Raw genomic sequence first — 12,861 nt, 5'->3', positions numbered from 1 at the left:
ATCACTTCGGTGCAGAATGGATATTCGGTTGTGAATGGAAAGGGTCAGCGGCGATAGGCCAGCGTTTGCCCCGTCGCCGGGTAATGCACGATCCAGCCGCCTTGGAAGTTGCTGCGTCTTCCGCTTTCGACGGCGTATTCGTCACTGATCGGGTATCCGAGATAACCCGTCCCGCCGCCTTCGGCGATCCACTTGTCCTGGATGGCGCCGTAGACGAGTTTCGGTTCGATCGACTTGTCGCCCCAGTAGAGGCTCGCCCCGTTCCGGAACTTCACGCGGTGCGCGCCGTCGGGGAGGGTCTCCTGGTCGGTCTCCGGGAACGAGAACTGGAGGCCGCCGAAGGCGACGTACCTCGCGACGAACGGCGAGCCCATCCACTTCGCGGCCGGTCCGAGCCGATCGTGCTGGTACATCCGGCCCTTGGCGAAGTCGCGGTACCGGAACCCGTTGCCGTCATAGCCTTCGAACACCTCGGGGGCGACGGGCGCGCCCACCGCCGCGGCGGCCGCGGCGTCGTTGTGCCACCGGAGCATGAGGACCGTGGTGATCTCGGGGTCCGGTTCCCGGGTCGCCCACGCGATGTCGGCCATGAAGGACGGGCCGCCGTCGAAGGCGTCGGACCCGGTCCGTGCCGCCGCCCAGAGCTTGTTCTGGAAATGGCGGAGGAACCGGCCCGGCTGGGCCTTCGATTCCAGGGCGACGTGGGCCGAGACGGGTTTCGGGCACCAGGTCGCGTCGAGTTTGAACTGGTCCGTGCCGTCGTGACCCTGCACCTTCACCGCGAGGTTCTGCTGCCGGAGGTAGACACCCGCCTGACGGGTGGATTCCAGCGAATAGCAGCCCGCGTCGGCCAGCCCGGTCACCATCCGCCAGTTCGCCGCGGGGAACGGCCTGGTCCCCGTCGGCCGGTTCGGGATGTCGCCGGTACCGACGGTCCCGTCGCCGACGACGTTGCCGGTCACGTAGTAGCCACGCCGCCCTTGGGAGGTGGCCATGAGCGACTGTGCCAGCGGGAGGAACTGCCCGTCCCGCAGGAAAGCGGTCACGTCGGCGGGAGTGCCCCGCAGTGCCGCGTCGGCGGCTTGGACCAGCCGCGGCCGCAACCGGGAGGTCTCGGCCTTCGCCCTGATGTCCCGCACCTTCTGGCGGTCGGCCTCGTCGCGCGCGGCCTGTTCCCGGACGCCGTCCCGTTTGACCGCGTCGTGGACGCCGCGGTCGATGTACGCCCGCCACACGAGCCTGTCGCTGCTCTGCAGCGCGGCCAGCGCGGCGGCCTTGACCTCCGCGTGGACCGGATCGGCGAGCTGGGTGGTCTTGAGCAGCTCGCGGATGAAGTCGTCGTCGGCCAGGCCGAGCCACGCCGGGTTCGGCGGGACCGGGACTGCGTTGACCGCGTTGGTGCGGGCGAAGTCGGATTCCAGTTTCTTCGCGGCTTCTTCGTCCCGCTCGCGTTCACGCTCGATGGCGTCGAGCTGGTCTCGCGTGTGCAGGTCGTAGATCGTGGTGGTGATGTACGTCTTCCAGTCCGCCGCGTCGCCGCCCCAGGCGTCGAGAGCGCCGTTCTTCACCTTCGGCCCGGAAGCGCGTTTCCAGACCTGGTAGACGAAGTTCTGGTCGGTCCCGTCGAGCATCGCGGCGTCGGCGGTGATCCCGGCCCAGCGCGCCGCGTCCTCCCTGGCCTTCCTGGCCAGCGCGGCTTCCCGGTCGCGCCGGATCTTCTCGTCGTGGTCGCGTTCGACGAATTCGTGGATCCCGGTGCGGATGAACGCCGACGCGTCGGCGACTTCGAGTTTGTAGACGCGATACGCCTCGATCCTGGTCAGCGGGTACTGCGCCGGGTCGGCCCGGTCGTACACGCGGAACACGAACGCCTTGTCGTCCAGTGAGGTCCACTCACCGGTGATCTCTTCGCCGAGGGCCGTGACGGCCCTGGCCTTTTCGAGGACACCGGCGGCCGGGACTTCCGTCGTGGCGACGTCTTTCGCCACTTCGGCGGCCATCGGTGACGCGATCGCGAGGTTTCCGGACAGAAAAACGGCAGCGGCCATCGCCGCGATCCCCGAAGGGACCGATCTTCGGTACATGTTCAGTTATCCCCAGTTCCCGGAATTCCCCCAGTGAAATCCCGGTCGAGGTTCACCTAACCGCTGATGTCCGATTCGCGCAAGATCCGCCTGGAGGAGTCAGGAAATCACTCTTGCGACGTATGTCCGGAAAGGAATTGTCAGGCGCCTTCCACCCCGATGTCGAAGGCCGACTCGCTGTCCGCCTTCGAGTACGAGCGGAACGCGATGTGCGTGACCGTGCTCAGCACTCCGGGGACCTTGCCGATCTTCGCCGGGATCAGATCCGCGAGGTCTTCGTGGGCCGCGACGCGGACCGAAGCGATCAGGTCGACGTCGCCCGCGCAGGAGTAGACCTCGCGGACGCCCTCGATGTCCGCGATCGCCTGCGCCGCTTCGGGGATCGCATCGGCTTCGACCTGGATCAGCACGATCGCCGTGATCAAAGGGTCCTCCTGTGTTCGTTGTCGCGCGTCTCCGTCGGGCTTGGTCCCGGCAAAAAGATCCTAGCCCGCGACCCGCTCCAGCGCCGTCGCGCTCGCGGCCAGGTCGAGCCACTCCTGCCAGCCGCCCGCGACGGCCGCCTCGGCCCACGGGTGGGTGGTGCGCACGAGCCGGACCCCCGGGCGGGTCAGCCAGCGGAGCAGGATGCCGACCTCCTCCGAGATCGCGCCGAAGAGCGGCCCTGGACCGGGGATCACCGTCTCCGCCGAGGCCACCAGCATCTCGACCACCGGCATCGGCGGCACCCCGCGCCGGGCGACGCCCGCCGACGCGAGCCTGCCGTGCCGGATCACCGCGAGTTCCCAGCCGCCCTTCCCGTCCGGCCCGGCGGCGATCAGTTCGGGAATACCCGCCAGCGCCGACTGCCGGTGTGCCCTGCCGACCGCGCGGATCAGCCCGGCCAGCTGATCGCGGTGCTGGGCGGCCTGTTCGTAGTGTTCGGCCTCGGCGAGCCGGGCCAGCTGGTCGGCGGCGGCCCGCAGCGGGCGGGCGTCCGTCCCGGCGATGAGACCGGACACCGCCAGCACGCCGGGCCGGTACGCCTCGACCGTCTGCAGACCGGCGCACGGCGCGCCGCAGCGGCCGAGCTCGGCGAGAACACAGGGGGTGCCGCTCGGCGCGGTGGCCGAGATGCGCTGGGTGCACGTGCGCAGCCCGGTGGCGCCGGCGAGGGTGTCCGCGGCCGACCGGGCGTCGGTCTGGGTGCGGAAGGGGCCCAGCGTCCCGTCCCGTGGCAGGCGGACCACCGAAAGGCGCGGGAACGCCTCCTCGGTCAGCGAGACCCACCAGGCGTGCCGCGGGTTCTTGGAACGGCGGTTGTACATGGGGCGGTGGGCGGCGATCAGCCGCAGCTCCCGGACCGCGGCCTCCAGCGCGTGCGCGCACTCGACCGTGTCGACCCGTTCGGCCAGCGCGACCATCTCCCGGATCCGCCCGCGGCTTTCCGAGCCGGTGAAGTACTGCCGGACGCGCCGCCGCAGGTCGGACGACGTCCCGACGTAGAGGACCTCCTCGCTCGGGCCGCGGAACAGGTAGACCCCGGGCCTCGACGGCAGATGCTCGGCCAGCGAACGTTTGCGGCGCTGGGCCGGGGTCACCTCGGGCAGGTAGTCCAGCAGCTCTTCGAGCGTGTGGACGCCGACGTTGCCGACGCGTTCGAGCAGTGCGTGGAGGACGTCCACTGTGGCGCGCGCGTCCGCGAGGGCGCGGTGGTTGGGCGTCGTCCTCGCCCCGAACAGCGCGGCCAGCGCGGAAAGCCGGTAGCTGGGTGTCTCGTCGCGGGAGATGACCCGGCGGGCCAGCCGGACCGTGCAGACGACGGCCGTCTTCGGCCAGCGGTAACCGTGCCCCTCGCAGGCCGCGCGCATGAAACCGGTGTCGAAGGGGGCGTTGTGCGCCACGAGCACGGCACCGGAGATGAACTCGAGGAACGCCGGCAGGACGCGCTCGATCCGGGGGGCGTCGTAGACCATCGCGCTGGTGATGCCGGTGAGCTCGACGATCTGCGGCGGGATCGGCATCCCCGGGTTGACGAAGGTGGCGAACTCGCCGACGATCTCGCCGGCGTGGACCTTGACCGCGCCGATCTCGGTGATCCCGTCCGGCCCGGGTTTCGTCCCGGTGGTCTCCAGGTCGAAGACGACGAAAGTGGTGTCCCGCAAGGGTGTTCCGAGTTCGTCGAAGGCGAGTTGTGCCGCCCCCGGCCGCCGTCCGGTGTCCATGGTCGGGCACAGTAGGGGTGGGCACCGACAATCTCAGTATTCGCGCACGGTGTCCCATCGAGCGCGCCCTGAGCCCATGGGGCCTACGCTGGAGCGATGCAGCCGCAGCCCGCAGTGCCCGAACTGCCCGAGGACGCCACTGGCGGCCCCTCGGGGGTCGTGGCGTCGTCAGGTGGGCCGTCCGACGAGGTCCCGGCCGAAGGCTGGACGTCCCTGCCGGAGACCGTACGTGAGCGGATCGCCGAGCTGGCGGCCGCCGCCGTCGGCAAGCTGCCGGTCGCCGACGTGCCGAGGCAGCTGCGCCCGGTCGCCAAGTTCGCCCCGGCCAAACGCGCGAAACTCGGCGGGACGGCGTTGCTCGCCGCGCTGGGGGAGTCGTCGCAGTTCCGGGTCGCGGTCACCGAATGGCTGCGCGACCACCGCACGGACGCCCTCGACCCGAACGCCCCCGATTCCGTCGCCGCGGCGGCCGCCGCCGTGTTGCTGGGCGAAGCGGGTGCGGCGGGCCGGGTCCGGCTGGTGGCGAAGAACGCCGAGGAGACGGCGTTGCGTGCAGAACGCGACGCCGCGCTCGCCCGTAACCAGCGGCTCGAGTCCGAAGTGGCGCAGCTGCGTGAAGACTTGCGCGAAGCCAAGGAGATCGCCGGTGGCGCGCGGGGCGAACGTGACGCCGAGGTCGAGAAGCTGCTGAAGCGCTTGCGGGAGCAAGGTGTCCAGCTGCGTCAGGCCAAGGACGCGGTCGCGCAGGCTCACGCCGAAATGGAGAGCGGCGGTGCCGAGCGCGCCGAAGAGGTCAAGGCGCTGAAGGCCCAGTTGGACCGTGAGAGGCAGCGAGTCGCGGCTGAGCGGGTGCGGGCGGAGAAGGCCGTCACAGACGCCGAGATCGCCCGTCAGTCCGCCCGAGAGGCGCGTCAGGCCGACGAGGTCCGGCTCGGGCTGCTGCTGGACACGATCGAAGGCGCCGTCGGCGGGCTGCGCCGGGAACTCTCGGTGAGCGCGCGGGGCCAGCGCCCGGCGGACATGGTCCGCGGTGCGACGTCGGGCCTGGGGGCGGGCGGCAAGATCCAGGACGTCACCGCGCTCGACAGGCATCTCGCGCTGCCCAACGTGCATCTGATCGTCGACGGCTACAACGTCACGAAGACGGGCTATCCGGAGCTGGCGCTTTCCGACCAGCGCGACCGGCTGATCCACCAGCTTTCCGCGCTGGCCGCGCGGACCAGCGCGGAGGTGACCGTGGTGTTCGACGGCGCCGGGGTGCTCTCCGTGCCCGCGGCGGTGCCGCGCGGGGTGCGGGTGCTGTTCTCCGAACGCGGCGTGCTCGCGGACGACGTCATCCGGTCCCTGGTCGCGGCCGAGCCGCCCGGGCGGCCGATGGTGGTCGCGAGCACGGACCGCGCGGTGGCCGACTCGGTGCGGCGGAAGGGCGCGCATCCGGTGCCCTCGGCGGTGCTGGTGTCGAGGCTCAGCCGGGTGTAGCTCAGCCGCGTTTAGAGGGTGCGGTGGCGTGTGGGGTTCGTGAGTGGCTAGGACGGTTCTAACGGACCCCTAGTTGCGCCGACCTACAGGAATCCGGCCCTGTGTCGGTATCCCTTGGGGCTCTCGCTGGTTGGCGTGTGAGCGGGGAAGATTCCGGACGTTCAACGTCCGGAATCTTCCCCACTCGGCTTCGAGAACGGAACACCCGCCTCGACGATGAAGGAATCGGGACACTCAACGTCCCGATTCCTTCATCGTCGACACCCGGCACGCGCTGAGCACTCCACACTCGAACGTGCCGCGGCGCTCCGCTCCTACCGCTCACGAGGTCCGGAAACTGTCGGTGGTCGCTCTTAACGTGCACCTCACCACTGAAAGTGAGGAGTCCGAGATGGACGACAAGGCCATCGCCGATATAGCGGACATAGAGACGTTCGTCATCGATTGCGACCGCTGCGCGGTCCGCGGTGACGCATGTCATGACTGTGTCGTCAGTGTTCTCCTCGGCGCGCCCCCGGCGCTCGAATGGGACGCCGACGAGCGGAAGGCCGTCGACGCGCTCGCGGAAGCCGGGATGATCCCGCGCCTCCGCATGGTCGAGATCGTCGGTCAGGAGCGCCGGATGACGGCTTGAGACACGCCGCGACCGGGGCATTCGACGAGTGGTCGATCCGATCGGGTGAACGGTAGGTAGTCGTGACAAGCCCCAGGATGTAACGCCCGTCACAACTTTCCGCTCATGCTGGTCCGAAGGTGTTTCGGCGCATCACGGAGAGTTTTTGTGGTGGGCACGGTGGACGCGGTGCCCGTGGTTTCGTAACCTGTCCGAGATCTCGTGGCCGGAAGTCGTCGCCAGATGACGACACGGGATCGCCACTGAAAGCAGCTTTGTCGGGGAGTTGCACCAGAACCAGCCACGCGCCAAACCTGTTGCGATAGCACTCGGCCAGGCGCAAGGCGGGAAACGCGGGGAACCGCGCGGGCCTCACGGCCGGCGACGCGGCTTCGCGGAAGAGGGCCCCCGACCTCTTCGTCCCGGGTTCCGGAGTAGGTGGCCGACAGCAAAGGAGACACGCGCGACCGTGCAGTCGCATCCAGTCAAGCGCGTGGTGTCAGGAGCTTTGGCCGCGGCCGCGGTGATCACAGCCGTAACGGTCGCCCAGCCTGCCGCCACTGCCGCCCCAGCCCCCGCCCCCCAGCAGCCCCCCTCCGGATCGGACGCGCTCGCCAAGTACCGCGACCTCGCGGCACAGGCCGAGAAGGCGAACGAGGATCTCCTCAAGGCGAAGGACGACCTCACCGCGAAGCAGGGCGAGCTCGACAAGGCCACCGCCGACGCCGCAGCCGCCAAGGACATCGGCGTCAAGGCGGCCGGTGACGAGAAGACGTTCCAGGCCGAGGTCAACAAGTTCGCCGGTGCGTCGTTCACCAGCGGTGTGCAGCTGAACAAGCTGTCCTCGCTGCTGTCGGGCGCGTCGACCCAGGACTTCCTGGAGCGCTCTTCGGCGCTCGAGGTCCTCGCCGCGAACAAGAACACCGCCCTGAACAACCTGAGTGGTGCCGTCGCCCAGGCCGCGGCCGCCGCGAAGCAGGCGTCGGACGCCCAGGGTGCGGCCACCGCCGCCCGTGACTCCGCCTCCAAGCTGACGACGGACATCGAGGCGCGCAAGAAGACGCTGGACGACCAGCTCAAGGAGATCCAGCGGGCCAGCGGCAACCTGAGCACCGCGGACAAGGCCGCCCAGAAGGACAAGGGCGGCGCGTTCCCCAACCTGCCCGCCCCGGGTCCCGCCGCCGCTTCGGCCCTCTCGGCCGCGAAGAGCAAGCTCGGCAGCCCCTACGGCTGGGGTGACGTCGGCCCGTCGTCGTTCGACTGCTCGGGTCTGATGCTGTGGGCGTACAAGCAGGCGGGTGTCACCCTGCCGCGGTCCAGCCGTCAGCAGTCGACCTTCGGCGCCCCGGTGCAGCGCTCGCAGCTCCAGCCGGGCGACCTGGTGTTCTACAACTCACCGGTTTCGCACGTCGGCATGTACGTCGGCAACGGCATGATGGTGCACGCGCCGACCACCGGCGACGTCGTCAAGGTGTCGCCGCTGCAGAACAACTACGTCGGAGCCCGTCGCCCGACGGCTTGACGAACACCGAAAAGGGGCGGTACCGCGCAGGCGGTGCCGCCCTTTTCGCGTACCGGGGGCCAAGTAGCCTGCAGGAGTGCTGAGGACCCTGCTCGTGACCAACGACTTCCCGCCCCGGCCAGGCGGCATCCAGAACTACCTGAACTCGCTGGCCACCCGCCTGCCCGCGGACGACCTCGTCGTCTACGCCCCGTCCTGGGAATCGAGCACCGGCTCGCACGGCGAGTTCGACGCCGCCGCCCCGTTCGAGGTGGTGCGCCATCCGACGTCGCTCATGCTGCCGACACCGGACGTTCTCAAGCGGGCGAAGGAGATCATGCGGGCCCGCGACTGCGAGGCCGTCTGGTTCGGCGCCGCCGCCCCGCTCGCCCTGCTGGGACAGCCGCTGCGGTCGGCGGGCGCCCGCCGGGTCCTGGCCTCGACGCACGGCCACGAGGTCGGCTGGTCGATGCTTCCGGGCTCGCGGCAGGCGTTGCGGCGCATCGGTGACACCGTCGACGTGATCACTTACGTCAGCAAGTACACGCGCTCCCGGTTCTCGGCCGCTTTCGGCCCGATGGCGGGGCTGGAGATGCTCCCGTGCGGCGTCGACACCGCGCTCTACCGCCCGGACGCCGCCGCGGGCAACGAGATCCGAGACCGGCACGGTCTCGGCGACCGTCCGACGATCGTCTGCGTTTCGCGGCTGGTGCCGCGCAAGGGCCAGGACATGCTCATCAAGATCCTGCCCGAACTCCGCAGGCGCGTCCCGGACGTGGCGCTGCTGATCGTCGGCGGCGGCCCGTACCGCAAGACGCTCACCGGCCTCGTCGGAGCGCTGGGGCTCGAAAACGACGTGGTCATCACCGGATCGGTGCCGTGGAAGGAGTTGCCCGCGCACTACAACGCGGGTGACGTCTTCGCCATGCCGGCGCGGACCCGCGGGAAGGGGCTCGACGTCGAGGGCCTCGGCATCGTGTACCTGGAGGCCTCCGCGACCGGGCTGCCCGTCGTCGCCGGGAACTCCGGCGGTGCCCCGGAAACGGTGCTGGACGAGGTCACCGGGCACGTCGTCGACGGCCGTGACGAACAGCAGTTGAGGGAGACGCTGGCCGCGTTGCTGGACGATCCGGTGCGGGCGCGGCGGATGGGGACCGCCGGCCGCGAATGGGTCGGCGAGAACTGGCGGTGGGACACCATGGCGAGCAGGCTTTCCGGGCTGCTCGACGGCGACCCGGTCGCCGCGATCCGATAGCCGGTCAGGGTTCGTAGCGCGCGGGGTGGTTCGGGTCGTCGACGCGGATCACCACGTCGGACAGCGCCGTGGGGTCGACTTCCTGTTCGTAGCGCTCGTAAGCGGGTAGCGCCCACTCGTCGGGGACTCGCCGCTTGAGCGCGGACGGCGAGAGCCACAGGTGCACGCTCAGGTCGAAGGCGAGTCCCGCGCCGAACAGGAACTCGCCGTCCACCAGCACGACGCCGCCTTCGGGCAGTTCGACGCGTTCGGCACGGGTGGCGCGATCGCGGACCGGGTCCCACAGCGAGGGGAGGACCCGGCCGCTGCCGCCCTCGGCGAGCGGGTCGAGCACCTCGCGGCGCAGGGCGCCGAGGTCGAGCCAGTCGCTGTAGCGCGAGTCCGGGTCTTCCTTGCCGCGTTCGAAACGCAGTGAGGCGGGGCGGAGGAAGTCGTTCGCCGAGATCCGCAACGCCGCGTGACCGGCTATCCGCAGGGGATCGACCAGGGCGTCGGCGAGTTCTGTGGTGTTGGTCGCACCGGCCGCGCCGTCGACGGCGACCGCGATCCGGCGGCGGCCGGTGATCGCCGTGATGCGGTCGGTCAGTTCGGAGACCAGCAGAGCGGGAGAAATCGGACGGTAGCGCACAGACAGAGATCCTCCACCCGGACCGGTGACTGTCGCACGGTACACCCGGTGAGAGGATGGGCCGGTGACGAAAGCAGTGGCCAAAACAGCCGGAAGTGGTTGGCAGGTAGGGGTTTCCCAAACTGTGCCGCAGAGCAGCGCACAGGTGTGGGACTTCCTGGTCGGACGCGACGGAGTGGGGATCTGGCTCGGGCCGGGTGCCGAACTCGGCCATGAGCTGGGCGAGGCGTACGAAACGGCCAACGGCACGACCGGCGAGATCCGCGGTCGTTCCGAGGGCGACAAGCTGAGGCTGACCTGGCGGCCGAAGGACTGGGATCACGACTCGACCCTGCAGATCACGGTGAGCGGCACCGAGCAGAAGACCACGTTCCGTTTCCACCAGGAGTGGCTCGCGGGCGCCGACGAGCGCGAGGAACAGCGGGCATACTGGACCGAGGTGACCGAGCGGGTGGTGGCCGCGCTGGCCGAACGCTGACCGGCGCGCCGGGGGAGGCGGGCCGATGCGCGAAAACCTGAAGAATCTGGCCGAAGATCTCGTCCAGGAGCCACACCGGATTTCCGCGTTGCTGCGGGAAGAAGGCCGGGTCCGCAAGGTCCGGATGCCGCGCGGTCTCGACGTGTGGCTCGTGACCGGGCACGCCGAAGCCCGCGCCGTGCTCTCGGACCCCCGCATGGGCAAGGACACGGGCGAGATCCGGCGGCTCTTCGAACGCGACGGCTTCGAATCCGCGGGTGACAACGCCGTCCGCGCGCTGAACGGGCACATGCTCAACTCGGATCCGCCGGATCACACACGGCTGCGCAAACTGGTCAACCAGGCATTCACCTCGCGGACGGTTTCCCGGCTGCGGCCCAGGATCGAGCAGATCACCGCGGAACTGCTGGACGGGATCGGCGACGCCGGGCGCACCGATCTGCTGCCCGCGTTCGCCGTCCCGTTGCCGATCAGGGTGATCTGCGAACTGCTCGGCGTGCACGCGGGCGACCAGCCGTCGTTCGTGAAGTGGTCGAACACGATGGTCGCCTGGTCCACGCCGGAGGAACTCCGCGACGCCGCGGCGCAGATGCACGCGTACCTCGTCGACCTCATCGAGGAGAAGCGCGCGCGGCCCGCCGAGGATCTGCTTTCGGGCCTGATCCACGCCAGTGACGAGGGCGATTCGCTCTCCGGCGAGGAACTGCTGTCGATGGCGTTCCTCCTGCTGGTGGCGGGGTTCGAGACGACGGTCAACCTCATCGCGAACAGCGTGTTCGCCCTGCTTCGCGAACCGGATCAGCTCGCCGCGCTCCGTGCCGATCCCGCGTTGCTGCCGGGTGCGGTCGAGGAGTTCCTGCGCTACGACGGCGCGATCCATTTGGCGACCATCCGGTTCACGCGCGAGCCCCTGCCGGTCGGTGACGTCGTGATTCCGGAAGGTGAGTTCGTGCTCGTCTCCCTGATCGGCGCGAACCGGGACGCCGAGCGATTCGAGGACCCCCACCGGCTGGACGTCACGCGGCAGGCGACCGGGCATCTCGCGTTCGGGCACGGCATCCACCACTGCGTCGGCGCCCCGTTGGCCCGGCTGGAGGCCGGGATCGCGTTGCGCGGACTGCTGGAGAGGTTCCCGCTCCTGAGCTTGGACGCCGAGCCGGAATCCTTGCGGTGGCGGGAAAGCACCCTCGTCCACGGTCTCGAAACCCTCCCTGTGCGTCTGCGCTGACGCGGGCGTGTCATAGGGTCGCGGGATGGACGCCGCCGAACTCCTCGCGCTCGACGCGGAACACGTCTGGCACCCGTACGGGCCGATGCCGAGCACGATCGATTCCCTGCTGGTCCGCGAGGCGAGCGGGGTCCGGCTCACCCTCGACGACGGCCGCGAACTGGTCGACGGCATGTCGTCCTGGTGGGCGGCGATCCACGGCTACCGGAACCCGGTGCTGGACGCGGCGCTGGCCGAGCAGGCGGGCCGGATGAGTCACGTGATGTTCGGCGGGCTCACCCACGAGCCGGCCATCAGGCTGGCGAAGACGCTGGTCGACCTCACGCCGGACGGCCTGCGGCACGTCTTCCTGTGCGACTCCGGGTCGGTGTCGGTCGAGGTCGGCGTCAAGATGTGCCTGCAGTACTGGCAGTCGTTGGGGCGCAAGGAAAAGCGGCGCCTGATGACCTGGCGCGGCGGCTACCACGGCGACACGTTCACTCCGATGAGCGTCTGCGACCCCGACGGCGGGATGCATTCGCTGTGGCGCGGGATCCTGCCGGACCAGCTGTTCCTGCCCAAACCGCCCGGCGGGTTCGACGACGAGCCCGATCAGGCCTACCTCGACGTCCTCGCGGCGGAAATCGAGCGGCACGCGGGCGAGCTGGCCGCGGTCATCGTCGAGCCGGTCGTGCAGGGTGCCGGCGGCATGCGGTTCCACCCGCCCGCGTATTTGCGCGCGCTGCGTGAACTCACCGAGGCCAACGACGTCCTGCTGATCTTCGACGAGATCGCCACCGGCTTCGGCCGCACCGGCAAGATGTTCGCCGCCGAGCACGCCGGGGTGACACCGGACGTCCTGTGCCTCGGCAAGGCGCTGACCGGCGGTTATCTGACGATGGCGGCGGCGCTGTGCACACCGGAGATCGCCGACGGGATCTCGCGGGGCGAGCTGCCCGTGCTGGCGCACGGCCCGACCTTCATGGCGAATCCGCTGTCCTCGGCCGTGGCCAACGCCTCGCTGGGGATCCTCGCCGAGGGCGGCTGGAAGTCCGACGTCCCGCGGATCGAGGCCGCGCTGAAAGCCGGGCTCGAACCCGCTCGCGAACTGCCCGCGGTCGCCGACGTGCGGGTGCTCGGCGCCATCGGCGTGGTGGAGCTGGACCATCCGGTGGACATGGCGATCGCGACCGAGGTCCTCACCGCGAACGGTGTCTGGCTGCGCCCGTTCCGGAACCTGATCTACACGATGCCGCCGTACATCTCCGGCGCCGAGGACCTCGCGACGATCACGTCGGCCGTGGTCGCGGCGGCGCAAAAAGCCTGAAATAGGCCAAGTTCAACCTAAAGAGTGTGACGACGGCCACAGCAAACCGCAAAGGCCACGCTCGGTACAGCGCGTGACCTCGAGC

General features: G+C 69.7%; 11 protein-coding genes. 7 read left to right on the top strand and 4 right to left on the bottom strand.

Annotated features, from left to right (window positions below; all coding sequences use genetic code 11):
• Positions 1–44: 44 nt before the first annotated feature.
• The 3 genes from ACLJPX_RS11050 to ACLJPX_RS11040 all read right to left on the bottom strand — a co-directional run bounded on the left by ACLJPX_RS11050 (position 45) and on the right by ACLJPX_RS11040 (position 4,288).
• Positions 45–2,048 (bottom strand): AbfB domain-containing protein, encoded by a 2,004-nt coding sequence (locus ACLJPX_RS11050; protein WP_410599968.1) that lies wholly within the window; start codon positions 2,046–2,048, stop codon positions 45–47.
• 176 nt (positions 2,049–2,224) lie between these two features.
• Entirely contained in the window at positions 2,225–2,509 is a 285-nt protein-coding gene (locus ACLJPX_RS11045; protein ID WP_005154220.1) for an Lrp/AsnC family transcriptional regulator, read from the bottom strand.
• Positions 2,510–2,569: 60 nt separating this feature from the next.
• On the bottom strand, positions 2,570–4,288 hold the full coding sequence (locus tag ACLJPX_RS11040; RefSeq protein WP_410599967.1) for a DEDD exonuclease domain-containing protein: 1,719 nt from the start codon (positions 4,286–4,288) through the stop codon (positions 2,570–2,572).
• A gap of 96 nt (positions 4,289–4,384) precedes the next feature.
• On the opposite strand from ACLJPX_RS11040, the gene ACLJPX_RS11035 reads away from it, so the two are divergent.
• From ACLJPX_RS11035 to ACLJPX_RS11020, 4 genes are all read left to right on the top strand, one after another.
• Complete coding sequence (locus ACLJPX_RS11035) at positions 4,385–5,767, top strand: NYN domain-containing protein (protein WP_410599966.1); 1,383 nt, start codon at positions 4,385–4,387, stop codon at positions 5,765–5,767.
• A 391-nt stretch (positions 5,768–6,158) separates the two neighbouring features.
• On the top strand, positions 6,159–6,401 hold the full coding sequence (locus tag ACLJPX_RS11030) for a hypothetical protein (protein ID WP_101613393.1): 243 nt from the start codon (positions 6,159–6,161) through the stop codon (positions 6,399–6,401).
• 448 nt (positions 6,402–6,849) lie between these two features.
• Entirely contained in the window at positions 6,850–7,902 is a 1,053-nt protein-coding gene (locus ACLJPX_RS11025) for a C40 family peptidase (protein ID WP_410599965.1), read from the top strand.
• A gap of 76 nt (positions 7,903–7,978) precedes the next feature.
• The gene (locus tag ACLJPX_RS11020) at positions 7,979–9,136 is read left to right on the top strand and encodes a glycosyltransferase family 4 protein (RefSeq protein ID WP_410599964.1); all 1,158 of its coding nucleotides are present in this window, start codon (positions 7,979–7,981) and stop codon (positions 9,134–9,136) included.
• Positions 9,137–9,140: 4 nt separating this feature from the next.
• On the opposite strand, the gene ACLJPX_RS11015 is transcribed toward ACLJPX_RS11020, so the two are convergent.
• Entirely contained in the window at positions 9,141–9,764 is a 624-nt protein-coding gene (locus ACLJPX_RS11015) for a uridine kinase (RefSeq protein ID WP_410599963.1), read from the bottom strand.
• A gap of 124 nt (positions 9,765–9,888) precedes the next feature.
• Here ACLJPX_RS11015 and ACLJPX_RS11010 point away from each other — a divergent pair, with 124 nt between their 5' ends.
• Genes ACLJPX_RS11010 through ACLJPX_RS11000 form a run of 3 tightly spaced genes read left to right on the top strand, consistent with a single transcriptional unit; the run spans position 9,889 to position 12,776 of the window.
• Positions 9,889–10,242 (top strand): SRPBCC domain-containing protein, encoded by a 354-nt coding sequence (locus tag ACLJPX_RS11010; RefSeq protein WP_410599962.1) that lies wholly within the window; start codon positions 9,889–9,891, stop codon positions 10,240–10,242.
• 25 nt (positions 10,243–10,267) lie between these two features.
• Entirely contained in the window at positions 10,268–11,470 is a 1,203-nt protein-coding gene (locus ACLJPX_RS11005) for a cytochrome P450 family protein (RefSeq protein ID WP_410599961.1), read from the top strand.
• A gap of 25 nt (positions 11,471–11,495) precedes the next feature.
• Positions 11,496–12,776, top strand: coding sequence for an adenosylmethionine--8-amino-7-oxononanoate transaminase (locus ACLJPX_RS11000; protein ID WP_410599960.1), 1,281 nt, complete (start codon positions 11,496–11,498; stop codon positions 12,774–12,776).
• Positions 12,777–12,861: the final 85 nt, after the last annotated feature.

It is taken from the genome of Amycolatopsis sp. lyj-90 (assembly GCF_046549035.1).
Taxonomy (GTDB): Bacteria; Actinomycetota; Actinomycetes; order Mycobacteriales; family Pseudonocardiaceae; genus Amycolatopsis.
The sequence above is the reverse complement of the archived record's forward strand: the minus strand, read 5'-3'. Positions and strand labels throughout refer to the sequence as shown.

What these genes read in the sequence shown, in the direction of transcription:
- ACLJPX_RS11050 (WP_410599968.1), bottom strand. Translation starts at nt 2,048, where the DNA reads ATGGCCGCTGCCGTTTTTCTGTCCGGAAACCTCGCGATCGCGTCACCG.
- ACLJPX_RS11040 (WP_410599967.1), bottom strand. Translation starts at nt 4,288, where the DNA reads ATGGACACCGGACGGCGGCCGGGGGCGGCACAACTCGCCTTCGACGAA.
- ACLJPX_RS11035 (WP_410599966.1), top strand. Translation starts at nt 4,385, where the DNA reads ATGCAGCCGCAGCCCGCAGTGCCCGAACTGCCCGAGGACGCCACTGGC.
- ACLJPX_RS11030 (WP_101613393.1), top strand. Translation starts at nt 6,159, where the DNA reads ATGGACGACAAGGCCATCGCCGATATAGCGGACATAGAGACGTTCGTC.
- ACLJPX_RS11005 (WP_410599961.1), top strand. Translation starts at nt 10,268, where the DNA reads ATGCGCGAAAACCTGAAGAATCTGGCCGAAGATCTCGTCCAGGAGCCA.
- ACLJPX_RS11000 (WP_410599960.1), top strand. Translation starts at nt 11,496, where the DNA reads ATGGACGCCGCCGAACTCCTCGCGCTCGACGCGGAACACGTCTGGCAC.